The following is a 23,910-nucleotide window of genomic DNA, read 5'->3' on the forward strand; positions in this document are numbered from 1 at the left end:
GGGATGCCGGCATTTCGCCAATAGCGTTTGTCGGCAGGGGGCACTTTGACATTTGTCAATGTGGAACGCGGGGAGGTGAATAAGCCTGGGCCGGCTACCCCAGATGGGAGGAGACGGGAAAATGCTGGACGCCATGAGCGGGTCTGCGCTGCGCGAGATCGTCGCCGGCCACCGCGAGCAGATCGGTCTGTGCAAGACGCTCGAGCTGATCGCGGACGCCCTGCCCGATAACATCGATCCTGCCCTGTGCCGGTCGGCTGCCGGCGCCATCCACCGGGTAATGACCCGCATCGTCGCGGTGGAAGAAAAAGCGCTGACCGATGATCTGGCCCAGCGCGGACCGGCGCGTGTCCTTGATCTTTCGGCCACCATCGAGCGGCTGCTGCGCGAGAATGCCGAAGACCTTTGCTATGCCGAAGAGCTGCAGGAGACGCTGAGGGAGTTGGGGGACGGCCGCCGCAGCGTCTCGGCCGATGCGATCGGCTACATGCTGCGCGGCTTCTTCGAATCCCGGCGGCGGCGCATTGCCCTGGAGCGCGAAATCCTCACGGCCATGGCCGCGCCCGCGCCATGATCGCCTCGCCCGTCATCTGGGGCCTATTGCTCGGACTGGGTTCGAGCCTGCACTGTTCGGGCATGTGCGGGCCCCTGGGTTGTTCGCTGCTGCTGATGGGAGGCCAAGAGCGGTCTGCCAGCGCGCTGCTGGGCCGTCTTGCCGCCATGCAACTGGGCAGGATCGCCTCATACGTGGTCCTGGGTGCGCTGTTCGGCATCTTCGGCGCGGGGCTGCAGGCCCGGTTCGATACCGCCGCCCTGCATCTGGCAATGCAATGGGCCGCTGGCGCCGCGGTGGTCTGGCTGGGGCTGGCGACGGCAGGCATGGTGCCTTCCCTCGCCGTGGTGGATCGGCTGGGCGCGCCCCTCGCCCGCGGCGTAGCCGACCTGCGGGCCAAGCTATCGGGAGGCGGCGCCGAACTGAGCCTGGTCGCCGGCCTCCTGTGGGGCATCACGCCCTGCGCAATGGTCTATGCGGCCCTCTTCAACTCGTTGCTGGCGGGGAGCCCCGGCGGCGGGCTCCTGCTCATGCTGGCCTTCGGCCTGGGCACCATTCCGGCCGTCATGCTGTCCACCCTGGCCCTGGTCAAGGCCCGCTCGATGGCCGGCCGGCCCGGTCGAGAGGTCGCGGGTGCCCTGATGATCGCCGCGGGATGCGCCGCCTTGCTGCTTACCGTTCCCGGCAGCCCCCTCTGCATCACGGCGTGACGGTAGCGCAGCCTCTTTGCCCGCCGACAAAGACGGATGGACCATCGGCGGCCCAGTCTGGGCATCGGGGAGAGAGACCGATGCACCGACGCACGCGACTGGAAGACCTGACGGTAAAGGAGATCATGGACCGATGGCCGCAGACGGCCTCGGTCTTCATATCCCGGCGGATGCATTGCGTGGGCTGTCCGATCGGACCATTCCACACGCTCGCCGACGCCGCCGCCGAACACCGGCTCGACGCGGACGCGCTGGAAGCGGCGATCCACGATCAGATCACAGCAGGCCGGGCACCAGGCCATCGCCGATAAGCAGGATGCGGTGCGGATTCTTGAGCAGCAGCTTCTGCCGGCCGCCTTCGACCAGACCCGCCGCCTCCCAGGCGGTCAGGATGCGGGAAACCGTATGGAGGGTGGTGCCCGACAGTTCGGCGATGTCCTGCTTGCTCACGGGGAAGTCGATTCGCACCCCGCCCGCTTCTTTGCGACCTGACTGATTGCCCAGCCTGAGAACGGTGTGGGCCACGCGCCGCTCGACTTCCTCGGTCGCCATTTCCCGCAGCCGGGAATGGGCTTCCTGCAGCCGATCGCCCATTGTCTGCATGGCGCCCACGGCCATCGAGGGATAGGCCGACATGAACCCGGACCATCGCGTTGTTGGCCAAGCCAGGACCACGCTGTCGGACAAGGCGGTCGCCGTGCCCGGATAGTCGGTGCGCTGCAGCGCCTTGGCGATGCCGAACAGATCGCCGGGAATCACGATGCGAACGATCACCTGCTGCCCTTCGGCGGTCACCTGGGTCACGCGCAGGCGCCCGGAAACGAGCACGAAGAACCAGCGCGCCTCCTCGCCCTGCTCGAATACGGCCTCTCCGGCGGCGGCATGCTTCGGCGTTGCCGCGGCGAGCACGTCTTCGAACTGGGTATCGGAAAGAGCCGCGAAGATGTCGAAGGCCCGGATCGTCGTCCGGTCGATGCCGCTGGCCATGGGCACTCCGCTGTCCGCCGGGCTTGCGTCCGGTCGCCAAATCTTTTCAGCTGCAATACTATCCGTTTCGTTTCCCGTTCGCCAATGCAGTTGCGGCCCGATGACCTTCCGATACCCTAGCCATATGGTCGCGCTGGCGATCGCCGCCTGCGCGCTGGCCGCCGGATTCGCCCTCAGATTGCTGCTCAACGACCTGCTCGGCGCTTCGGCGGCGGGCCTGCTGTTCATGCCCGCCATCGTGGCGGCGGTGGTCCTCGGCGGGCTTGTTCCGGGACTGGTGACGACGTTGGCATCGCTGCCGCTTGCCTGGTATTTCGCCCAGCAGAACCAGTCGAGCCTGGCGGCAGCGACCAACCTTGCCCTGCTGTTCCTGGTCGGGGCCATGTTCTCCTGGCTGGGCGGCGCCTGGCGCCGGGAGCGTGCCCGTTCGCAGGCCAGCGGCCGGACGATCGTTCAACAGCAGGCGCATCTGCAATCGATCCTCGATACGGTGCCGGACGCCACCATCGTCATCGACACGCATGGCCTGATCGAATCCTTCAACGTCGCGGCGGTCCGGCAATTCGGCTATCAGCCGGCCGAAGTGCTGGGCCGCAATATCAGCATGCTGATGCCCTCCCCCTATCGCGAGCAGCATGACGGGTACCTCCATCGCTACCTGGGTACCGGCGAGAAGCGCATCATCGGCGTCGACCGGGTGGTGGTGGGCCTGAGGAAGGATGGCTCCACCTTCCCCATGAAGCTGGCCGTGGGCGAGACCAAGACCGGCGAGCGCCGCTATTTCACCGGCTTCATCCGCGACCTGACGGAACGCGAGGAGCATGCCGCGCAGCTGCAGATTGCCCAGACCGAGCTGGCGCGCCTGGCGCGGCTCAACGAACTGGGCGAAATGGCGAGCACGCTGGCCCACGAACTCAACCAGCCCCTCTCGGCGATTGCCAACTATGTGCAGGGCTGCAAGCGATTGCTGCTCAAGCTGGAAGACCGTTATGCGGCCCAGATGCGCGACGCGCTCGACGAAACGGCCCGCCAGGCCTTGCGCGCTGGCGACATCATTCGCCACCTGCGCGAATTCGTCACCCGGGGCGACACCGAAAAGCATCCCCATGATGTCAAGAAGCTGGTGGAGGAAGCCGGCGCACTGGCGCTGGTGGGGTCCCGCGAACGCGGCATCAAGACGACCTTCATCTACGAGGAGGACGTGGGACCGGTGCTCGCCGCCCGGGTGCAGATCCAGCAGGTGCTGATCAATCTGCTGCGCAACGCGATGGAAGCCATGCGCGACAGCCCGGTGCGGGAACTGGAGGTGCGCGTGGCCAGGGAGGGGGCCGACCGGGTATCGCTGGCGGTGTCCGATACCGGTCCGGGCATAGCCGAGGAGATTCGTCCCAGGCTGTTCCAGCCCTTCGTGACCAGCAAGCCTGGCGGCATGGGCATTGGCCTGTCGATCTCCAAGCGCATCATCGAATCACACGGCGGTGAGCTAAAGCTCGACCGCAGTCCGGCGGGCGGTGCCCGCTTTGTCTTTACGCTCCCCCTGGTGATGGAGGATCTGGATGACCAGCCCTGATATTGTGGTGCATATCGTGGATGACGAAGAGGCGGTCCGCAATTCGCTGGCTTTCCTGCTGGGCACCAGTGGCTTTGCCACGCGCATCCACGAATCGGCGTCAGCCTTCCTGGAGATGGCACCCGGTATCCGGAATGGCTGCCTGATCACCGACCTGCGCATGCCGGACATCGACGGCGTCGAACTGCTGCGGCGGCTCAGGGAGCGCGATGCCATGCTCCCGGCAATCGTCATATCCGGCCATGGGGATGTGCAGATGGCGGTCGAGGCCATGAAGAATGGCGCCATGGATTTCATCGAGAAGCCGTTCAGCGACGACGTGATGATCGCCGCGATCGAACGGGCCGTGCAGCAGGCCGAGACTTCCAACCGCGACGATGCCGCGACCCGGGAGATCACGTCCCGCCTGGCCTCGCTTAGTGAACGGGAGACGCAGGTCCTCAAAGGCGTGGTCGCGGGACTGCCCAACAAGGTCATTGCCTATGAGCTCGGACTGAGCCCACGCACGGTCGAGGTCTATCGCGCGGGGCTGATGGGTAAGATGAATGCCGGCAGCCTTTCCGAACTGGTGCGAATGGTGCTCAGCGTCAACTGGCAGCCGGCCCAGCCCGGGCAAAGTTGATCTAGCTCAATTCTGTCCCCTCGCTGTCGCGCTAAAACGGCCCGGCGAGAAAGATTGGCGATCTCGCCTGGAGACGCGCCGATGCATTGGGGCCGCATATTGGTGGTCGCGCGGGACGAGGACCTGCGCCGCTCACTGACCTTTGCGCTGGCGGCTTACGGCCATGCGGTCACGCCCAGGGCAAACCTGCCGCAAGGCGAAGAGGCGAGCGCTTTCGACTGCATCGTGCTCGACGAGCACGCGTTACCGAAGTCGATGACACCGGCTCTGCTTTCTCCCCATTGCCCCGTGCTGTTGCTGGCTTATTCACAGGAGGGTCTCGCCAACGCCTCGGTCACCAGCGTGATCGCCATGCCGCTCAAGGGCGAGGCCGTGCCACAGGCCGTGGCGGCCGCCCTGTCGGGGGTACGGCAGAACGCTAAGTAGAGTCCCTAAGAGACCAGCCGGAATTTCGGCCCCGCCCCGGCGATGGCAGATTGATACCCGTGAACAACGGGGCATCGACATGCTGATCCAGACCAAATTCCGCAATTCTTCGGCCCGCTTCGCGGACAATGACGGCATCCTTGCCTTTGCGCAGCCCAGCGCGGTGACGCTTTACGAGGCGGGCACCACGATCTACGGCCAGGGTGATCCGACCGGCCAGCTCTACATGGTCGAGTTCGGCACCGTCCGGTTGTGCCGCGTGTCCGCCGATGGCCGGCGCCAGATCAGTGCCTTCTATTTTGCCGGCGAGATTTTCGGCCTCGAGGCCGACCAGCAGCGGCACTTCTACGCCGAGAGCGTCGACAGCGCCGGCATCCGCGTGCTGCGGCCGAGCCAGGGCGACAAGTTCAACCAGTCCATGTTCCAGGTCGCCCTCAAGGGCCTGACCCGCGCCCAGGAACACCTGATGGTGCTCGGCCGCCAGAACGGCACCGAGAAAGTGGCCGCCTTCCTGCTCGATGTCGCCGACCGGCAGGGCGCCGACCGCTTGGTCGAACTGTCGATGCAGCGGTGCGACATTGCCGATTATCTCGGCCTGTCCTTCGAGACGGTCAGCCGCATCCTGACCAAGCTCAAATGCGCCGGCACTATCCGCATTCCGCATGTCAAGCAGATCGAATTGGTGGACCGCGGAGAGCTCGAATACCTGCGCGGCTGAGGCCACGGACGCTCCCTGCAACTGCGGCGGGTTATTGGGCTGGCGCAAAGACGGCCTGGCCGCAATGGAGGATCACGTGTCGCCCAGATAGTGCGGAGGCATCGCGACATGACCATGGCGGACAAGACCAAGCGCGAACCGGTGCCGCGCGGGCTGGCTCGGACCGGGCCCGTCATCCTGTCCTATGGCTTCCGCCCCTTCTTCCTGGGGGCCGGGATTTGGAGCGCGACAGCCATGGCGCTCTGGATCATCGAAGTTTCCTTCGGCATTGGGTTGGGCGGCAGCCTGGGAGGTAGCGCCTGGCATGCCCATGAAATGCTCTTCGGCTACAGCTCCGCAGCCCTGGCCGGCTTCCTGCTGACCGCCATCCCCAACTGGACGGGCCGCCTGCCCGTCTCCGGCAAACCCCTGCTGGGGCTCGTCTCGCTCTGGGCTGCGGGGCGCCTGGTGCTCCTTTGGCCTGCGTTGGTGGGGGAACTTACGGCCGTGGCGATCGACGCCGCCTTCCTGCCCGTGCTTTTCCTGATCTGCGCCCGCGAGATCGTTGCCGGGCGCAAATGGAAAGACCTCAAGGTGCTGGCGGCACTGCTGGCGCTGGCATCGGCCAATGGTTATTTCCACTACGCCAATTTCGTCCTGGGCGATGTCGCCCTGCCCTCTCGGCTGGCCGTCGGCGCCTACATGATGCTGATCATGATCATCGGTGGCCGGATATTGCCCAGTTTCACCGGCAACTGGCTCAAGAAACGCGGGGTCGCGCACTTGCCTTCTCCCTATGGCCGGTTCGACACAGCGGCGCTGCTCGTTGCCCTGGTGGCCTTACTGGCATGGACCATGAGTCCCGACCATGCGCTGACGGGCGTCGCCTGCCTGGCTGCCGCGGGGCTGCATGGCATCCGGCTCCTGCGCTGGCGCGGCTGGACGACGGCCCCGGAGAGCCTGGTCCTGATCCTCCATCTGGCCTATGGCTTCGTCGTGCTGAGCTTTGCCGCCCTGGCCGCGGCGGCGTTCGGCCAGCTCGAGCCGGTTGCGGCGTTGCATGTGGCGACCGCTGGAAGCATCGGCGCGATGACGCTGGCGGTCATGACCCGCGCCACGCGGGGCCATACCGGGCTGGAATTGCGTGCCTCGGGCCTGACCAGGCTCAGCTATGCGGCGGTGCTGGTGGCCGGCGCGATCCGGCCGCTGACGGCCGTGCTGCCGGAGGTCAGGGTCGAGATCATCGAACTGGCCGGGGCGGCATGGATCCTGGCCTTTACCCTTTACGTCGTCGAATACGGCCCGGTCCTGCTGCGCAAGCGCAAGGACCTGCTGGCCCCACGCGGTTCGCTCTAGCCGCTAATGCAGGAAGGGTATCGGCCAGGCAAAGCCCGGCTCGCGGACAAGCCTGAAGCCCAGATTGTCGGGTGGGGCGCCGACCGAGCAACCGCCGCCGCGTGCATCACGGACGAAGACACTCATCGGCGTCAGGTGTCGTCCCTCGAGATAGTGCACGCCGCAGCTCTCCACCACGCTGGCAATGCCGCCCTCGGGGTCCAGGGTCGTCCGGTTGACGCAGGTTGCCGTCCATTCCCAGACATTGCCGCCCAGGTCCATCACACCCAGGTCATTGGCGCCGAACGCGCCGGTCGGCTGGGGAACGGCAGTGGTCGAAACGGCGCGACCGGCCTCCTGTTCGTAGGCGGCGAGCCAGCGCGCCGCCGGATTGGTCGCGTCTGTCGGCTGTTCGACCGCATGGTCGACAGCGCGGTCTCCGGCGATGAATATCCATTCGTCCACCGTCGGCAGACGCCACCGGTCGCCGGTGCGGTCCGACAGCCATTCGGCATACGCAACCGCATCGCTGTAGCTGACGCCGGTTACGGGCACATCGTCCCGCTCCGCATGGAGGGCGGGCTCGGGCTTGTCGCAGGCGCCGTCGGCAACGCATTGCCGGTACTCGGTCAGCGTTACCTGGTAGCGCATCACCTCGATCGGCCCCATGGTGGTGTGCAGCATCGTGCCATTGACGGGGGCGCCGTCCAGCTGGAAGTCGCCCGGCATGCGATGGTCGAAGGCCCGAGCCTCGACCGTCACCGTTTGCGGACCGGCAACGGCTGGGCCTCCCGGATTGATCGCGATCATGCCGGTCTGCACCAGCACGACAGTGCTGAGCCCGGCCAGCAGGGCCGTCGGCAGCAGCAGATCGGCGAAAGTCACTTGCTTGATGGCGTGGGCACGCATTTGGAGGGCACCTCCCGGATTGAGGGGCGGCCCGCCAGGGATATGACGGGCCGCCGACGCGGTCAGGCGATCGGGCTAGGAGCCTGGACCTGCGTCATGAGGTCGTCATTCCACTCGCCTTCGACTTTGAAGTGTGCGGTGGCCCCCAGTTCGACGGCCTCGATGAGGTTGTGGTTGACGTAAGCGTAGATTCCCGGCTGCAGGAACGTATAGAGCGCAGCACCGGCGCAGCCGCCCGGAATGTGCCAGGTCTCGAGATCGACCTGGGGTGCATTGCGGAACTTGCCGGTGTTCCAGACATAGTCGCCGTGCCCGCCGATCAGATGGGGACGGGTGTCGCGGTTGGCCTGGCTGTGGATGATCAGCACGGTGTCTCCCACATTGGCGGTCATGGCATTCTCGCCGGTCAGGGCACCGACGGCGCCATTGAACACCTCATGGGTGGGGGTCAGCGTCTTCATGACCTCCAGCATGTCCGAATAGCCGTCGCCGGCCGATTCATAGGTCTTGAAGTTGCCGTCGGCGTCCCGCGGAACGTAGAAGTCCTGCTCGCCGATATAGAAGATGCGATCATAGCTCAGCGGCTTGCCCTGTCCGTCCTTGAGACCGTCGCGCGGCAGGACCATGATGGCGCCATTCATCCCCGACACCACATGCCAGGGGATCATCGGGCCCCCGGGCGCACAGTGATAGACGAAGACCCCCTGGCGCGTGGCCTTGAAGCGCAGCTTCACCTGCTCGCCGGGATTGATCAGGGTCAGGCCTCCACCGCCCAAGGCGCCGGTCGCTGCGTGGAAGTCGATATTGTGCTGCATCATGTTGGTGTCGGGATTGACCAGGGTCAGCTCGACATAATCGCCCTCGTGCACCACCATCAGCGGGCCCGGGACCGAGCCGTTGAAGGTCATGGCCTGGACCGTGGTGCCCAGGTCGTCGAGGACCAGCGCCTTTTCCTCGATCTCCAGCGTGAACTCCACGACCTTGGGACCGCCGGTGGCGATCTGCTCGTGCTCGTGCACGCCCGGAGGGGTGACGAGGTCCACTTTCACGCGTGGCAGTGTGCCCAGCTCGGGAGCCGGACCGGTTACCACGCCCGCGTCTTCCGCGACTGCGGGAACCGACGCAAGCACCGCGCCGAAAACGCCGGCAAAGGCAACGCCGGCCATCAGGCTGCGGCGTCCCAGGTTGATGTCGTCATGGTCTTGCATTTCAGCTCTCCAACATTCCCGCCTTATCGGCTGGGCTCGATGCTGGAATAGTGCCGGGCGCGCTCACATTCTTTGACGCGGCTCAAATTGCGACGACGATTTATCTTGCGGCGGGCGCTGCGACATTTCAGCAAATTTGACCCGGGTCAAAGAAGGCGGGCCGCCCTGGCACGACAAGGAGGCCATGAGACGCGAATGGATCGCATCTCGATCCAGGAGAAGAAAATGCACACGCTCATCAAGGCAACGCTGGCCACGCTGATGCTGACTGTGGCTGCTGCGCCAGCCTTTGCCGCCAATTTCGAAGTCCACATGCTCAACAAGGGCGCCGAGGGCGCGGGCATGGTGTTCGAGCCGGCATTGACCCAGGTTGCCGCGGGCGACACGGTGACCTTCATCCCCACCGACAAGGGCCACAACGCGGAAACCATCAAGGATATCCTTCCCGAGGGTGCGGAGACCTTCAAGGGCGCGATGGGCAAGGAGGTCGTGGTGACCTTCACCGTCCCCGGCGTCTATGGCGTCAAGTGCGCGCCCCACCTGGGCATGGGCATGGTCGCCGCCATCGTCGTGGGCGAACCGGTCAACATCGATGCCGCCAAGGCCGCCAAGCTCCCCGGCAAGGCCAAGGAACGCTTCGACGCCGCGCTTGCCGCAGCAGGGCTGTGACGGCGCGGCCGGAGGCCATCCCGCAGCTCCGGAGGGGACGATGAACCAGGACACGCTGTCATGGATGCCGTTCGCGGCGTCCTTGACCGCCTTCCTCCTCGCCCATGCCATTCCGGCGCGGCCGCCGATCAGACGCCGGCTCGTCGGCATCCTGGGCGAGCGCGCCTACACCGCGCTCTATTCGATCATGTCGCTCCTCCTGCTGGGCTGGGTGTTCCGCTCCGCAACTGAGGCGCCCTATGTCGAACTCTGGCCGGCGCTGGATTGGCAGCGTCTGGTTCCCCAGTTCGTCGTCCCCCTGTCCATGGCCCTGGGGACAGTCGGCCTTTTTACCGCCAACCCGCTCTCGCTCTCGGCGCGACGGGGCGGGACGGACCAAGATGGAACGATCCTGGCGATAACGCGCCATCCGGTCCTCTGGGCCCTGGCACTGTGGGCGGCCGCCCATATCGTGCCCAATGGCGACCTGGCTCGTCTCACGCTGTTCGGCGGCCTGCTCGCCCTTTGCCTGGTGGGCATGGTGGCAATGGACCGGCGCGCCAGGCGGCGCCTGGGCCCGGACCGATGGGCCGCGCTTTCAGCCGATCGCCCGCTGGTGCCGTTCAGCCGGCCGGGCGCACTGCGCTGGCCGTCCGCACGCGAGAGCCGACTTGCCGCAACCGGGCTTGCTGTCGCGGTGGTGGCAGCCCTGCTGCACGAAACCATCATCGGCCTGCCCGCGATCTAGCGGCGAGCCATCCTTGTGCTGGCACAAAGAGCGGCCGGCCGCCATGGCCTAACAATCCCCCGTTCACCTGAGAGGCTCCATGCGTTTTGAACCCAGCATCTCCCCCGACCTGCGAGCCTGCCTCGAGCAGGTGCTCGATCCGGAGGTCGGCATCAACATCGTCGACCTGGGGCTGGTCTATCTCGCGCGGGCGCAGGGTCGGCAGGTCGATGTCGAGATGACGTTGACCAGCCGCGCCTGCCCGATGGGCCAGCTGGTCCTCCAGGAGGTCCGCGACCGCATAGCGTCGGGCTTCCCGCAGGCCGCGATGGTGAACGTCAAGCTCGTCTGGGATCCGGTCTGGAACCCGGATTTCATCAACGAGGCCGGGCGCCGGGCGCTGCGGCTGAACGCCTGAAGGAAACTCCAATGTGCAGCGATTGCCAATCCGGTGACACCATCATCGACGTCCGAAAGATCGCGCCGCGCCTGCGGCACCCGATGATCTTCAACGCCTTCGAAAATCTCAGTGCCGGCGAGGCGTTTGTCATCGTGAACGACCACGACCCCAAGCCACTGCACTACCAGTTTGCCGCCGAATATCCGGGCACCTTCGACTGGGTCTATGAGCAGCAGGGGCCCGAGGTCTGGCAGGTGAGGGTCAGCCGCACTGCCGCCTGATCATGTCGCCGACCAACCTCTTCTCCCGATGGTTGCTGGCCGCCACCGCCGTCCTGGCGGTGGCGGGCCTCTATGGCGGGCTGGTTCGCGTGGGCGTGCCCCTGCCCTACGCCCCGGCGCCGGCCCAACTGCATGGCCTGATCATGATACAGGGGGTGTTCGGCATCCTGGTGCCACTGGAACGAGCCGTCGCCCTGCGCCGGCCGGTCTGGCTGGTCGCGCCAACCCTCTCGGTTCTCGCGACCGCGGGCCTGCTGGCCGGCCTGCCCTCGGCCGCCCCCATGCTCGCCTATGTGCTGGCGGCGACGCTCTTTTGTGCCATGTCGCTCCAGGTGGTGGGGTTGCAGCCGGCGGCCTTCACCCTCGCCCTGCTGCTGGGCGCCGGCTGCCTCCTGGTCGGCGCCATCATGGCCATTGCCGGCGATGTCGGCGACGCTCTCCCGTGGTGGCTGGGCTTCCTGGTCCTGACCGTCGCCGCAGAGCGGCTCGAGCTCAGCCGCTTCATCGGGCACGGCCGCGCTAGCATTGCGACTTTCTTTGCCGCAACGGCCACGCTTCTGGCCGGATGCGCAGTCGGCTTCGATGGCGCATGGGGCAGCCGGCTCTTTGCTCTGGGCCTGGCCTTGCTTTCCGCGTGGCTCTGGCGGCACGACATCGCGCTGCGCACCGTCCGAAGCCGGGGGCAAGCGCGCTTCATGGCGGCGTCGATCCTGTGTGGTCATGCCTGGCTTGCCGTCGCGGGCGGCGTGGGCCTCTTGGTACCTGACACCGCGCGCGATGCGCTGATCCATGCCGTCACGATCGGCTTCACGCTCTCGATGGTCATGGGCCATGCCCTGGTGATCCTGCCCGCGGTGGCCGGGTTGCGCCTGCGCTATTCACCCAGCCTCTTCGCTCCACTGGCCATCCTCCAGGCGGCGGCAGGCAGCCGGGTACTGACAGACCTCTGGCTGATTGATTGCCTGTGGGTTTCAGGCCTCCTGACAGTGCTGGCACCAGCCCTGTTTGCGACCCTCCTTGCCCGATCCTCCCACACTCGCCCCGCCGGCTGATGCGCTACGGGCTGGCGCAGCCGAAGCAGTTCCATGATCCGACATCGCTCCCGGCGTGCCACCGGCCAAGGGGGCGAGCTTTGTTGCTAATGTCCGGCGGCGAGGCTTTCCGCCAATTCCCGAGCGCTTTGTGCCTGCTGCATCGTGTACCCGACCGCTTCAGGATTCTGCGCCACTGCTTCCGCGTCGGGATGGCCAAGATGCGCCGCAACAAGCAACCAAGCCAGAGTCTCGACCATCTTCTCGGGGCTTTCTTCGGAGTATTGAAGCGCAACGGCATATGCAGCGTTGGCTTGAGGTTGCGCCCGATATCGGTCAATGGCTGTTGCGACAGTAAGACATGCGCGAGGGTGAACAAGATCCGCACCGCCCGACCCTATCGAGGTATTTCCGCCCAGGTCGTCGCGAGTGCTCAAGTCGAGTTCCCGCTTTGCAAAAAGCCCACAGACTGGGTTCGCGGCAGTATTCTGCGAAAACATCCCATGCGGCCCAAACGCGTAGTGTGCGCCTATTACCGTATTGTTCTCCACCTTGGGGCCGGGGCCGGTTTCTGCGTTGGTCCAAATTCCGAAGTTTCTTGAAAACTCGCCTGACGCAGCGGCTGCCGTTATGATGTTGTCTTCCACAATACAGCCAGCACCACGATAGAGCGAAATCCCAATCGCCTCCCCGGTGCCCGACGCCATGGTGCCTGCCACTCGATTGCCGGAGATAATGCAATTGTTGCCGCGGGTGTCGATTGCCGTCGTAAAAGTGTTTGGGACGAGATCGCTTGGGCCGGTGTTGGTGATTAATGCGTCGATTACCGAGAAGGACTCGGCGGCGACCCGGACCCCCTGGAAAGCAGCTCTGTCGACCGAAACGTCACGAACAACTATCCGGCTAGAGGATCCAGGCGCGCTTGAGCCAAAGACGATGCCTTGCCTGAACCCGACGATGTTGAGGTGCTGCACGGTCACGCGGTTTCTGTCGATACCAATGATCCCGCGATAGCGTGCGTCCGGGGCGACTTTGCCGGTAATCTGGTGCCCAAATCCATCCAGCGTCACGCCGTCAGCCTGAATGGATATGGCATCCTGATCAATTTGCGCTGCCGTCAGATCGGACGTGAGGCAATGCATCCCCGGCGCTGATATCGTGGCAGGTAGCGCCGTTATGTAATAGTCGCAACGTCGTTCCTGGCTGTCGACTATCGTTTTTTCAAGCGCGGAGGCCAGGGTCCCCGCCTCCAGGCGTACGGTCCGGATGTCGGACCTGAGGTTCTGGATGGCTTGGAGGGCATGTAATCCGACCCAGGCAGCCCATGCAGCCCCGACAAGAAGGACGATGCCAGCAGCGATGATGCCGAGAGACTTGATCATGAGCTACCTGATGACATGTACTCGCCTATCGATCAACGCACCGCCAGACAATCCATTTTGCGGTGTGGCGCGCCGCGACGCTGGCGGCTACATAAGGCGCGATAGTTCGGTGATAATTCGCTCTGTGCTGTGCCCATCAAACAAGCCCCAATGGCCACGGGTGCCAGCAAGCTTTCCACGGACCTCATCGTAATAGCCCGGCCTTCGGAGGAGCGCGAGAAGCGTCGTTCGCAGGTCGGCCATCGAGGTCACGTCCAATATTCCAGCATCTGAGAACTCGCGATATCCGTACCGGTAGATGTCCAAATTGACGCTGGGTACTTCCAATTGCAGCGACCAAAGCAGCGTTGACGACACAGTCGCCAGAAAAATGTCTGCGCTATCGATAACGTCGACTAGCTGCTGGTCGACCAGGTAAAGCCCGCGCTCTCTCAGGTCCATCTGTAACGACCTGCCCATGAGCGTGGGGTGCAGACTTATCGCCACCCTGGCCATACCGCTGTAGTGAATGCGAGAGAGGAGTTCCCCTAAAGCGTCACTTAGCTCACTGAAATCGGCCAAGCCAGTCGGTGTCCGCGGGGCCTGATCCGGAGGCCAGGATACAAGCAGGAGCTTGGTTCCTTCAGGGTAATTCACTGGAGGCAGCAGATTGGTCGTGCGGTATGAGCTTGAAAACGAGTCGATGTCATAGATCAGGTCGTCCCGTCGCTGGCCTTTGGACGACGATTTACGCCAAATCTGATCGCTCCACAGTGCGCCCGTAATGCGCAGCTGATCCCCCGAAATACCTGCGCTGGCGCAATATTCCATGGATTGCTGACCGGGCAGCAGAAGTATGCCCCGACCGCTGTTGGGCACCCACGGAATCGGTCCAGTCAAACGAAGTTCTTCTGCAACAAGTATCTCAGGCAGGGAAAGCCGGGTGTAGTCTCGGCCGCGATAGTGATTGACCCATTGTGGAAACGCTTCCTTGATCAACCTGCTCTTGAGTTTTCCGCGCAGCAGATTGAACCTGCTGCCGGCAAAGGACTCGGCGATCTCTTTGGTTGTTGGTGTCATCGAGAAGGGAACGATCGCGGTGCGGAGACCCCTTTCCTCGGCGACCAGGCTGGCCATGGACGTCGTTGAAAGAGGATAGTCCTGACCCGCAATGACGATGGATGGACGGAAGATCTCAAAGACCTTCCGCATCTCGTCTATCAGCTTCTGATACTGCCAGCGAACAACCCCGGGGTGCCGCCGCGCGAAGCGCTTGAACACCGCCAGCAAAGCACTCCCACGCGCTCGCCTGAACACCAGTGCAGCCAGCGCTGCCACGGGCAGAATAGGCGCGGTCGCAACCGCACCGATGCTTGCCAGCCAGGTCAGGGTTGCTGCAGTGCGCGACCGGCTGCGTCCGGGCTTGGGCTCCCTCGTTGACCGAACATAGCTCGGCACATAATCGTCTTCGCCACCAGAGGCCGCATGCTTGGTGTGCAGGCCCGCGCGCCTGGCCGATACCCAAGAGTATCCCAACACGTCCAGTTGCTGGGTGTGGACGTTGAGGGCACCATAGTCGTGCTTGAAAAGGAAGGCGGGATGAAGACCCAATTGGGCCCGGACCACCTTCGCGAGGGCCAGCAAACTGGAAAACTCGCCATATTCCGAAACCACATACAGGGCGGTTCCCGTCTCGGCATTCTGGGTCATAGGAACTGCGCCATTTGATATCCGAACATCCTCAGGCGTCGCGCGCCCAGCCATATGACGATGATAGATCCTATGGCGATTACCGCGTTCGCCAGCACAAGATGCGCCGGGAAGTTACCATCCAGCATCGCCGCGTGATACGCGGGAATAATGTGTGCAAACGGGTTGGAGTAGTAAATTGCCTGAGCCCAATCCGGAATTCGGCCTATACTGTAAAGTCCCGGGGACATGTACCACCATAGCCACACAAAATGGCTGACCAGCTTTCCGTAATCTTTAAAAGCCACGCCGAACATCGATAACCACACATGAAGGGCCATGGTGAACAGCATTTGCACACCCGCAATCACTGGAACGAGCAACCAGGTCCACTGCGGCGAGTAGCCAGCGATCAGCAGGAAAGCGCAAAGTACGCCGACGCGGATGCCCATCAAAATCAGCTCGTTGGCCGTCACTTCCAGATAGGCAGTCAGGAGCCCGAAACCCTGTTCGACATAGGGGTGGCCCTTGCTCGACATGAAATAGGGCGCGGACGAGACGAGCATGGCGTGGCTACGCCAAAACGTTACGGGAACGAAGAAAAAAGCAAAGCTGGTATCGGCGCCGACGATGCGAAAAACCACAGTCAGCAGAAAATAGTACGTCGCGGCTTGCAGCAGAGGCTCAAGCACCAACCACAGGTTGCCGAAATAAAGTCCGAAGCTTAACTGCTTGAGCTCCAGCCGGACCAGATTGATGGTCTTACTGGTATTGTGAGCAATAGCGGCCAGGGCGTTCTTTGAACGCACGGCTCGGACGCCCCGGGGCGTAATCGTGTATTCGTAGTCTGCGCTCATGGTCAAAGGCTCTCTTTGTAGAGTTCAGTTGCCACCCCTGGATCGCCGAAATAGACCGGGACCCCACGTTCGAGCAGCAGGCATTTGGTGCAGCGGCTTAGCACGAAGTCGAATGTGTGCTGGACGACCAGAACCAGCTTGGCCCGGGACATGAAGGCCTCCAGGCGGTTCACCGCCTTGCGCTGGAAACTGGCGTCGCCTGCACTGAGCAGTTCGTCCAGGAGCAGAATGTCCCGGGGCACTGCCGTCGCCAGCGCGAAAATCAGTCTGGCGCGCATGCCGTCGGAGTAATATCGGAAAGGCCTGTCGATGTGCTCGCGCAGCTCGGCAAAGTCGATTACGTCGTCGATCAGGTCGTCGATCTCCTTCATCGACATGTCCATATACAAACCGGTCTTGTATATGTTCTGGCGTCCGCTGAGTTCGCCAACCATGCCGGCGCCTGGACGCAGAAGTATTGGCTTGGTCACGCTTTCTATTCTTCCCGATGCGATCGGGATCGCGCCGACGAGTGCTTTGAGGAAAGTGGATTTTCCAGCGCCGTTCTTGCCAATAATCCCGACAATGTCCCCCGAATAGGCGCTGAAGGTCAGGTCGTCCAGGATGGTAGTGGCTACCGGCTTATTTCGCCGGAAAACCGAGCGCAGGTTTTTGTCGGAGGGGTTGGCGAGCAATTTGATCGTGACATCGCTGACTTTCAGCAATGGAGGAGGGGCCGGCAGAGGGGAGTGCGGCGATGCGCCCTTGGCTTCCAGCCGCTCCAGCAGTTTCGCGTCGACGTGGTCAGCGTATGCTCGGTCCTTGCCTCGGTTGCTGTCGATCAGGTTACCAAGTTCCTCGACGGAAAAACCGTCGGGCGTTTGGTGGAGCGCCTCGAGCATGCGACCCAGTTCTGCCGTTCCGATGTCGGCGGAGCCGGCAATCTGAGCGCTTGCATAGTTCGCCTGATCGTCGGCACTCATCCAGTTCAGGTGGGCTGCCGGAGGAGAAACCCAGATACCATCAACCCGTATCGATGCGGGTCCGTCACCGCCGATCACATCAAGTATGTACCCTGTGGCCGCGTGCTCGTCGCTCTTCCGATCGAGCACCAGCACACCGTTTATGGCGAGCGACAGGCGACCCTGGTCTACCCTGAAGCTGTACAAGCTGGGATGTTCAAAGGTGTAGTGCCCAAGTTCGATCCTTCGATCGAGTACCAGGGCTGTCTGACGGAACCGCGCAATGACCCGTTCAGGGCCAGTCCCAGCGAAGTAACGCAATGCCACGACCGGCTGGCTGGTCAACGAAAAGTCCGCGCGCAACAGGATGTGGAACCAAGTGCCCTCCTGTTCGCCCGTCAACAGCAACCTGGTGCGCTCCCCAGGGTTGACTTCAACGTCCAATCCACCCGATCGCTCTATTGCTTGCTTGTCGCCCTTGGGCGACGATTTAAGCATGCCAGCAAGGTCGAATTCCCGTCCGCCAAGAGCCCGGGACAGGGCGCCAGGGTCTTGTCGAGCCCCAAACAACTCCTCCAGCAACAGTCGATGGGCGGGCACCAGGGATTGGAACGGGGCCGCACGCGAACCGCGGGTCAGGTCCCTCAGAGCTTCCGAGAGCGCGGAACGAGAGGGGTTTGGAATAGCTGTCTCTTTGGTCAAGCCGATGATCCCGAATTGCAGCTTGCCAGTACCCTAGATGGGTGCTGATCGTCATCCCAAAACTTTGAGGCGACGGCCAGATGTCGACATGGCCGACCGATGTTGTGCACCGTGGCATGATGGCATCCACCCCTTAGGAAGCGGTGCGACGTCAACGCCAGCAGATTACACAGCGGTGTCGGTGAACAGCATGGATGCTGGCGCCGCGCTCTCACATCAACAAACTCTGCCGCTCATGCACCAAAACGAACGCGCCGCACGGGGCGAAATGTGTCAGGGTGCAAATAGGGAATTCGTTCCGGTAAAGTCGAACTAGACGCTCAGGCAGACAAGATTGAAGAAGCGCATTCTCTACATTGTATATGAGCAAGGCAATTTCCAGCTGGGACGTTTGCTCGCCGAACAGGGACGCGCTACCGGAGAATTCGATGTTGTGCTCTGGTCGCCCTACGCGCTTCCAGCGGGTCGCCAGTTCAAAGAGGAGGCGTTGCTAGCCCACTCGGTCTATGTCGAGGAATATACGCTCGACGGCGGCTTGGCAGATATTCACGGCACATTGTCCAGTTGGCTTAGCGGCAAGCCCGAGCGTCTGCCTGTGTCGGAGTCCGGGCTTGGTTGGCGGTGGTCCGCCTGGAAGGCCCAGCGATCGGCGCGAGACATGCTCGGCAAAGTCGATGAGATGGAGCGCCAGGCGATCCTGCGGTCCGCCGACAGGAACCTTCGTCGAATAGCGTTCTGCGAGGATTGGCTGGTGCGCCTTGGAGTGGACGCTGTCGTATTTCCCGAGGACAATGTCGAACGAGACAGTTTTGCCTGGCTCGCGGCGGCGCGGAGACGGGCGATCAGGACGGTCGTTTCCACCTATGGCGCACTGTCGCCCACGGAAGCGGAAAACGCATATAAACATAGTGGTAGTCACGCCGTGGCTGAGCCATACCTCGCCCTGTTCCGGCGATACTTGCCCAAGTGGCTGGCCGAAGATCCCGACTACGCGATCACCCGCCTGCCATGGCGTGAGGTTCTCGGCCGCGAGTTGATCGGAGAAACGCCCTTCAACCCCTGGCTTGTCAACACGGGCCGCTCCGATGTCATCGCATTGGAAAGCAGGGCGATGGAAGAGAGCTATCTCGCCTTGGGCTTCAAACCGGAGAGCCTGAAAGCAGCCGGCCATCCCTTGCATGACAAGTTGGCCGCGGGGCGGGACCGGAAGACAGAACGCCGGACCATTCTAGCCGAACGCCATGGACTTGACCCAAACAAGCCACTGCTCGTATCCGCCGTCCCTCCGGACCAGTTCTCAACCCGCTCCTCGGAGTTCGCCAGCTTCGCCGACCTCGCGGCCGCTTTCTACAGGGTTCCAGCAAACACAGTTGACGTCAACGTCGTGGTCAGCCCTCACCCCAGCCTCTCAGAGACCCAGATCGCGGCAATGGAAGCGGCGGGCGCCCACGTAGAGCGGACTTCGGTCGCCGAGCTGCTTCCCCTGGCCGACCTGTATCTGGCGTCGGTTTCCTCAACCATCAAATGGGCGTTGGCTCTGGGGATCCCGGTAATCGACTTCGACTGCTACCGGTACGGATATGGTGACTACCGCGATCTGCAGCAGGTTCTCTCCGTCTCCAGTATGGCAGAACTCCAGGAGGCATTGGCGCTCTGGCAGGATCCCGGTGCCCGCGAACGGCTGACGGTGGCGGCTCGCGATGGCGCTTCGCTCTGGGGGATCATTGATGGAAGCGCCATGGAGCGGCTGGTTGCCCTCTGTCTTAACTGAAAGCCGGGCCAACGGATGGCTCCGTTGACCCGGCTTTTCAAGAGTACAGCCGATCAGATCAGGATATCGTCCGCAGCCAGGTTACCACGATAGAAGTTTTCGATGAGTAGGGATGAGTTGTTGTTAAACACAAACAACAGATCAGCGCCCACTTGCTGGCTCGCGGCAAGACACTGAGCAAAGGACGAGAACATCCCGGTCAGGTCGATCTGGTCGAACACGCCAGACCCTCCCTGAAAGTCGGTAATGACGTCATGACCGGAGGTAAATACGAAGCAATCTGCGCCGCCTCCACCGGTATAGGTGTCATTGCCAGCGTCCCCGGACAGGTAATCGTTGCCGACATCGCCGAAGAGGGAATCGCTGCCAAGCCCGCCATACAGCGTGTCATTGCCGAGGCCGCCAAACAGGTTGTCGTTGTCGCCGTGGCCATAGAGGGTGTCATTCCCCGCCAGGCCATAGAGGTAGTTCGCCTTATTGTCACCGTGGCCCGTATCGTTGTTCCCGGTGAGGATGAGACCCTCGATGTTGAGGTAGATGTCGCCGGCGGCGGCACCGGTGTTGATCGAGCTGTCCAGCAACGACGCCGTCAGGCCGGCATAACTGGCGTCGTCAAATCGCGCATAGTCGAAGCCAGCACCGCCATCCAGGTAGTCTGCGCCCAGCCCGCCATACAGGTTATCGTGTCCGCCGTTGCCGTAAATCCTGTTGTTGCCTACGCCACCGTAAGCAGAGTCATTGCCCGAGCCCAACAGCAGACCTTCGATACTGTCGTAGGTGTCGCCGGCGGCTGCCCCCGTGTTGTGAGACGGTGCGTAAAGGAGGATACGCAGGGCGGTCGTCGCGTCCGTGTAGTCCGCATAGTCAAAACCAGCGCCACCCACGAGCGCATCGTTTCCTAGGCCGCCCTGGAGGATGTCATCGCCATTGCCGCCTTGAAGGGTGTCGTTGCCCGCGCCGCCGCGGAGCCAGTTATTGGCAGCGTTGCCGATGATCAGATCGTGCCCGCTGCCACCGATGGCGTTTTCAATAAGTGAGCGCACGTCTCCGTTGTACTGGAGGGCGTTGGCAATATTTCCATTAGCGACCTGACTGCCATTGTAATGCAGTTTTGCCAATTGCGTGGTGGAGGTCGTCGTCCACTGGCCAGGCTGCAGGTTGACGGTGAGGTTGGTCGAATAATTAGAGAAGTCGTAGGTGTCGGTGCCGCCGCCATCCCACACGGTCTGGAATATCTTGTTGCCGCCGGCAGCACCCTGCCCGACGCCGTTGATCATCATCTCGCCGGTGGTGGGACTCCAGGAATAAACGGTATTGCCGTTATTGGTCGAGAAATTCGCGCCATACATGTGCTGTACGGCGGCGATGTCATACATCATCAGCGACTGCGCAAATCCCCACTGCTCGTTGGTATAACCCGACGTGTTCGAGCCGCCGATATACGAGCGATAGCTCATGACCGAGAATTCCATCGAATCACGGTCGAGGGGCATCGCGTTCGGGGTCGAGTGTGGATGCTTCAGGCCAAGTGAATGGCCGATCTCGTGCAGAAACGTTGCGTAGGCGTAGTTGCCCTTGATGGGGTTGTTGTAGTCATCCTTGTTGAACCAGGCATCACCCCCCTCGGGCGACGTGTTCGGATAATAGGCATGGGCGGTGGGCGGCACGTCCGACATGGCCAACCGGAGGGTGGCACTCGGAATGTCGGCTCCCGTCTTTTCGGTGAACGTGAGGTTCGAGACGGCCGCATAGTTGGCAAACGCCGCTTTAGTGGCATTCTGCTGCGTCAAATTCAGCGCAGCAAAGCTGTCGGGTTCGCCTTGATTATATGAGTAGCTGGGCCAGTCATAGTCCGCAGCGCTTCTCGTGAAGCTATAGGTCAGACCGACCGACGCCCACTTGTAGTTCCCCAAAAGGGCATTGGTATATTGATCGGTCGAAGAGGTAACGGCGGTAATGGCGGCCAACGATGTCTCCCAAGTCGCGAGCACCCTTACCCCAGCCGGTTAATACATTGCTAATTCGGGACTCGCAGCGCGATGATAGCGCGAGCACACGCGGCCAACAAGTAGTGTTGATCCACGAATATTTCCCGTGCCCGCCAATAAGGGCACTCTATTTTTGTTTTTCTGACGATGTCGAACCAAGGGTAGCAATACCGCCACTCGTCTCAGGTATCCCGGCTGCAGGCCTATACAATGCCGGTGAGCTTACCGTGGTAATACTGCGCGATCAGGAAAAATTGGCGCACCCGACAGAATTCGAATCTGTGACCTCTGCCTTCGGAGGGCAGCGCTCTATCCAGCTGAGCTACGGGTGCATCCGTCACGCGGGGCGATGCCCCGGCTGAACGGGCGCAACCTAACCAAAGCGGGCGATCCGCGCAACGGGGGTTTTTGGCTTTGCGCCGGGGCAGTGTCCGAGAAAGGCCAGCACCGACCGTGGCCGACGCCGGTCCTGCCGCCAGCCCTCTTTGCCTTTTCGCGCGGCGCCTAGTCCCGCGCCAGCACCACCAGGCGGTCGCCCTCTTGGTAGGTCACTGTCGCCGCCTTGCCGGGGTTGACGACGATGCCGTTGGCCTTGGCGCCTGGGCGCGGGCAATGGTAGCCGATGGCCACCTCGCCGCGCTGCCGGGCCGCTTCGGCCACGGTGTAGAAATTCACCGGGGTGCCGGTGGCCACGTAGAATTCGACCGGCCGCATGTAGATTTCCGACCCCTCTTCGTCGAGCAGCTCGTCGAAGATGGCGCCCAGCATGTCGTTTTCGGAGGCCTGGGCCAGCATCAGGCTGACCAGCTTGTTGCTGACCACGAAATCGTCGGCCCGGGTCACCTCGGCCAGTTCACGATTGCGGACATCGACCATTTCGGAGACGACGTTGATATGCACCCCGGCGGCATCGGCGATCTTGCGCAGGTGCAGCAGCGTCACCAAGGTCGAGGTATCGGTGGGCTGCGGCGCCAGCAGGTCGGAATAGCCCAGCACCAGCACATGGTCGTAGCCGGCGATGCCGAGCGCCTCGAGCGCACTGCGGCTGGTGGTGTCGACATGGCCGTATTCGACCGAAAGGTTGGCGCTGGCGATCGACAGGTTCGCCACGACCTCGTCGAGGTCGGGCGTGTCGGCAGCGATGGTCAGCGTCGAGCCCGGCGCCACATAGCGGCTGAGTTCGAAGATGATGATGGGGGCACGCCGGTTCCAGCCCAGCAGCAACACCCGTTCGGGGGCCTCGGCCGGTTTACCCTGGTGGCGGATGACGGCCGGATCGATGGCGATCGCGGCGGTGGAAATGGCAATCGCCGCGTCGTCTTCGGCGATGATGATGGCGCGGGCGCCCTCGGGAATGATCGTTTCCATCGGCGGATTGAGGCTCACCTCGCCATCGGGGGTCACCAGACCGATCAAGGTTGATGCCTCGTAGGCCATCAGCGCGTCGCCGAAGCTGTTGCCGACCAGGCCAGGCTGGGCAATCGTGTAGATTTCGCAGCCGTCGAAGTCGAGCAGCTCGGAATAGACGGCGGAGAGCCCCGCCTGGCGGCTGGAATGGGCGACGATGCGGGCGATGAGATCATCGGCCAGCACCAGTTGCGCCTCGGTGCCACCGACCACGCGGGCGACGTCGGCATTGGCGGCCTCGCGAATTTCGGCGGCGATGCGGTATGGCGCTTCGCGCCGGCGCGGGTCGTTGACCAGCGCCAGGATGGTCTTGATCACCTGGCTATCGGCATCGTCGGCACCTTCGGGCGACAGCACGATGATGGAGCGGGCCTGCTGCGGCGAAACCAGGCCAAGGTCGTAGAGATCGGTGGGCGTGCCGCTGCGGCAGATGACGCGGGTATTGCCTAGGTCGGGCACCTTGGCCGCAATCTCGTCTTCCATCTCCACCTTGTCGCGATCGGCCATGATGACGATGCGCGGCTTGCGGCGGCTCTTGTTGGCGACGACGAGCTCGGCGACGATGTCGAAGATGGAGGGGCTCCAGTTGAGGATAATGGTGTGATCCTCCTCGAGCACCTGGCTGCGGCCCTTGCGCAACTGGTCGAGCTTGCCCTCGATGCCCGAGGACAGGACGCCGATCAGGGTCGAGACGATGAAGATGCCGCCAATGGTCACCGCCAGCATGACGATGCGGAACAGCCAGCCAGTATCGCCGCCCATGGTTCCGGCATCGAGCGTGCGCATCAGGGAGGCCCACATGGCCTCGACGAAGCCCAGCGTCTCGCCGCCTTCGGGCGCGATGCCCAGCAAGGCGATGATGGCGCCGGCCACCACGATGACCACGAGCGAAAGCACGGCCAACCAGCCGATCAGCGCGATCGGTCCGGCCGACATGGATGTATCGAAGGCATAGCGCAGCCGTGCGCCCAGACTGTTGCGCTTGCTCATAGGCAGGTCCCCCGGCCGTCTTTCCGGCCCTTAACGAAAAGTGAATAGGGCGGTGCGCGGTAAAGGCAACGAAGATTTGCGTCCTTGCACAGGCCATGCC

General features: G+C 63.0%; 23 protein-coding genes and 1 tRNA gene. 14 read left to right on the plus strand and 10 right to left on the minus strand.

Annotated elements, in window-relative coordinates; all coding sequences use genetic code 11:
* Positions 1-121: 121 nt before the first annotated feature.
* From JI749_RS00725 to JI749_RS00735, 3 genes are all read left to right on the plus strand, one after another.
* Entirely contained in the window at positions 122-574 is a 453-nt protein-coding gene (locus JI749_RS00725) for a hemerythrin domain-containing protein (RefSeq protein ID WP_201657314.1), read from the plus strand.
* Positions 571-1,263, plus strand: coding sequence for a sulfite exporter TauE/SafE family protein (locus tag JI749_RS00730; RefSeq protein WP_201657315.1), 693 nt, complete (start codon positions 571-573; stop codon positions 1,261-1,263). Before JI749_RS00725 ends, JI749_RS00730 begins: the two co-directional genes overlap by 4 nt.
* 80 nt (positions 1,264-1,343) lie before the next feature.
* On the plus strand, positions 1,344-1,574 hold the full coding sequence (locus JI749_RS00735) for a DUF1858 domain-containing protein (protein ID WP_201657316.1): 231 nt from the start codon (positions 1,344-1,346) through the stop codon (positions 1,572-1,574).
* Here the strand turns inward: JI749_RS00735 and JI749_RS00740 are convergent.
* Positions 1,540-2,250 (minus strand): Crp/Fnr family transcriptional regulator, encoded by a 711-nt coding sequence (locus tag JI749_RS00740; RefSeq protein WP_201657321.1) that lies wholly within the window; start codon positions 2,248-2,250, stop codon positions 1,540-1,542. The two genes, JI749_RS00735 and JI749_RS00740, sit on opposite strands and share 35 nt — an antisense overlap.
* A 100-nt stretch (positions 2,251-2,350) precedes the next feature.
* Here JI749_RS00740 and JI749_RS00745 point away from each other — a divergent pair, with 100 nt between their 5' ends.
* From JI749_RS00745 to JI749_RS00765, 5 genes are all read left to right on the plus strand, one after another.
* Positions 2,351-3,820, plus strand: coding sequence for a PAS domain S-box protein (locus JI749_RS00745; RefSeq protein ID WP_201657325.1), 1,470 nt, complete (start codon positions 2,351-2,353; stop codon positions 3,818-3,820).
* Positions 3,807-4,442, plus strand: coding sequence for a response regulator FixJ (fixJ, locus tag JI749_RS00750; protein WP_201657328.1), 636 nt, complete (start codon positions 3,807-3,809; stop codon positions 4,440-4,442). Before JI749_RS00745 ends, fixJ begins: the two co-directional genes overlap by 14 nt.
* An 81-nt stretch (positions 4,443-4,523) precedes the next feature.
* Complete coding sequence (locus tag JI749_RS00755) at positions 4,524-4,868, plus strand: DNA-binding transcriptional response regulator (protein WP_201657331.1); 345 nt, start codon at positions 4,524-4,526, stop codon at positions 4,866-4,868.
* A 79-nt stretch (positions 4,869-4,947) separates the two neighbouring features.
* On the plus strand, positions 4,948-5,586 hold the full coding sequence (locus JI749_RS00760) for a helix-turn-helix domain-containing protein (RefSeq protein WP_201657333.1): 639 nt from the start codon (positions 4,948-4,950) through the stop codon (positions 5,584-5,586).
* Positions 5,587-5,694: 108 nt separating this feature from the next.
* Positions 5,695-6,921 carry an NnrS family protein gene (locus JI749_RS00765; RefSeq protein WP_201657335.1) on the plus strand — a complete coding sequence of 409 codons (1,227 nt, stop codon included), beginning with the start codon at positions 5,695-5,697 and terminating at the stop codon, positions 6,919-6,921.
* Positions 6,922-6,924: 3 nt separating this feature from the next.
* On the opposite strand, the gene JI749_RS00770 is transcribed toward JI749_RS00765, so the two are convergent.
* On the minus strand, positions 6,925-7,809 hold the full coding sequence (locus JI749_RS00770) for an SUMF1/EgtB/PvdO family nonheme iron enzyme (protein WP_201657349.1): 885 nt from the start codon (positions 7,807-7,809) through the stop codon (positions 6,925-6,927).
* Between the two features lie 62 nt (positions 7,810-7,871).
* The gene (gene nirK / locus JI749_RS00775; RefSeq protein ID WP_201657351.1) at positions 7,872-9,017 is read right to left on the minus strand and encodes a copper-containing nitrite reductase; all 1,146 of its coding nucleotides are present in this window, start codon (positions 9,015-9,017) and stop codon (positions 7,872-7,874) included.
* A 225-nt stretch (positions 9,018-9,242) separates the two neighbouring features.
* Between nirK and JI749_RS00780 the strand changes: the two genes are divergently transcribed.
* The 5 genes from JI749_RS00780 to JI749_RS00800 all read left to right on the plus strand — a co-directional run bounded on the left by JI749_RS00780 (position 9,243) and on the right by JI749_RS00800 (position 12,125).
* Positions 9,243-9,686, plus strand: a complete 444-nt coding sequence (locus tag JI749_RS00780) for a pseudoazurin (RefSeq protein WP_201657354.1) — start codon at positions 9,243-9,245, stop codon at positions 9,684-9,686.
* 40 nt (positions 9,687-9,726) lie between these two features.
* Positions 9,727-10,413: an NnrU family protein gene (locus tag JI749_RS00785; protein WP_201657357.1), complete on the plus strand. Its 687-nt coding sequence runs from the start codon at positions 9,727-9,729 to the stop codon at positions 10,411-10,413.
* A 79-nt stretch (positions 10,414-10,492) separates the two neighbouring features.
* The gene (locus JI749_RS00790; RefSeq protein ID WP_201657362.1) at positions 10,493-10,810 is read left to right on the plus strand and encodes a metal-sulfur cluster assembly factor; all 318 of its coding nucleotides are present in this window, start codon (positions 10,493-10,495) and stop codon (positions 10,808-10,810) included.
* Between the two features lie 11 nt (positions 10,811-10,821).
* The gene (locus JI749_RS00795; protein ID WP_201657365.1) at positions 10,822-11,073 is read left to right on the plus strand and encodes a DUF2249 domain-containing protein; all 252 of its coding nucleotides are present in this window, start codon (positions 10,822-10,824) and stop codon (positions 11,071-11,073) included.
* Between the two features lie 2 nt (positions 11,074-11,075).
* On the plus strand, positions 11,076-12,125 hold the full coding sequence (locus JI749_RS00800) for a hypothetical protein (protein WP_201657368.1): 1,050 nt from the start codon (positions 11,076-11,078) through the stop codon (positions 12,123-12,125).
* 86 nt (positions 12,126-12,211) lie between these two features.
* On the opposite strand, the gene JI749_RS00805 is transcribed toward JI749_RS00800, so the two are convergent.
* The 4 genes from JI749_RS00805 to JI749_RS00820 all read right to left on the minus strand — a co-directional run bounded on the left by JI749_RS00805 (position 12,212) and on the right by JI749_RS00820 (position 17,654).
* Positions 12,212-13,486 carry a right-handed parallel beta-helix repeat-containing protein gene (locus JI749_RS00805; RefSeq protein WP_201657371.1) on the minus strand — a complete coding sequence of 425 codons (1,275 nt, stop codon included), beginning with the start codon at positions 13,484-13,486 and terminating at the stop codon, positions 12,212-12,214.
* An 87-nt stretch (positions 13,487-13,573) separates the two neighbouring features.
* Positions 13,574-15,175, minus strand: a complete 1,602-nt coding sequence (locus tag JI749_RS00810; RefSeq protein WP_201657374.1) for a hypothetical protein — start codon at positions 15,173-15,175, stop codon at positions 13,574-13,576.
* A complete protein-coding gene (locus JI749_RS00815) occupies positions 15,172-16,011 on the minus strand; it encodes an ABC transporter permease (RefSeq protein ID WP_201657376.1) in 840 nt (279 codons plus the stop codon). Before JI749_RS00815 ends, JI749_RS00810 begins: the two co-directional genes overlap by 4 nt.
* Positions 16,012-16,013: 2 nt before the next feature.
* The gene (locus JI749_RS00820; RefSeq protein ID WP_201657379.1) at positions 16,014-17,654 is read right to left on the minus strand and encodes an ABC transporter ATP-binding protein; all 1,641 of its coding nucleotides are present in this window, start codon (positions 17,652-17,654) and stop codon (positions 16,014-16,016) included.
* 334 nt (positions 17,655-17,988) lie between these two features.
* Here JI749_RS00820 and JI749_RS00825 point away from each other — a divergent pair, with 334 nt between their 5' ends.
* A complete protein-coding gene (locus JI749_RS00825; protein ID WP_201657383.1) occupies positions 17,989-19,425 on the plus strand; it encodes a hypothetical protein in 1,437 nt (478 codons plus the stop codon).
* Positions 19,426-19,478: 53 nt separating this feature from the next.
* On the opposite strand, the gene JI749_RS17370 is transcribed toward JI749_RS00825, so the two are convergent.
* The 3 genes from JI749_RS17370 to JI749_RS00845 all read right to left on the minus strand — a co-directional run bounded on the left by JI749_RS17370 (position 19,479) and on the right by JI749_RS00845 (position 23,810).
* On the minus strand, positions 19,479-21,392 hold the full coding sequence (locus tag JI749_RS17370; protein ID WP_233280816.1) for a M10 family metallopeptidase: 1,914 nt from the start codon (positions 21,390-21,392) through the stop codon (positions 19,479-19,481).
* 276 nt (positions 21,393-21,668) lie between these two features.
* Positions 21,669-21,745 (minus strand) — tRNA-Arg (locus tag JI749_RS00840).
* A gap of 172 nt (positions 21,746-21,917) precedes the next feature.
* The gene (locus tag JI749_RS00845; RefSeq protein ID WP_201657386.1) at positions 21,918-23,810 is read right to left on the minus strand and encodes a CASTOR/POLLUX-related putative ion channel; all 1,893 of its coding nucleotides are present in this window, start codon (positions 23,808-23,810) and stop codon (positions 21,918-21,920) included.
* Positions 23,811-23,910: the final 100 nt, after the last annotated feature.

Origin of the sequence: Devosia oryziradicis (assembly GCF_016698645.1) — a bacterium.
GTDB lineage: Bacteria > Pseudomonadota > Alphaproteobacteria > Rhizobiales > Devosiaceae > Devosia > Devosia oryziradicis.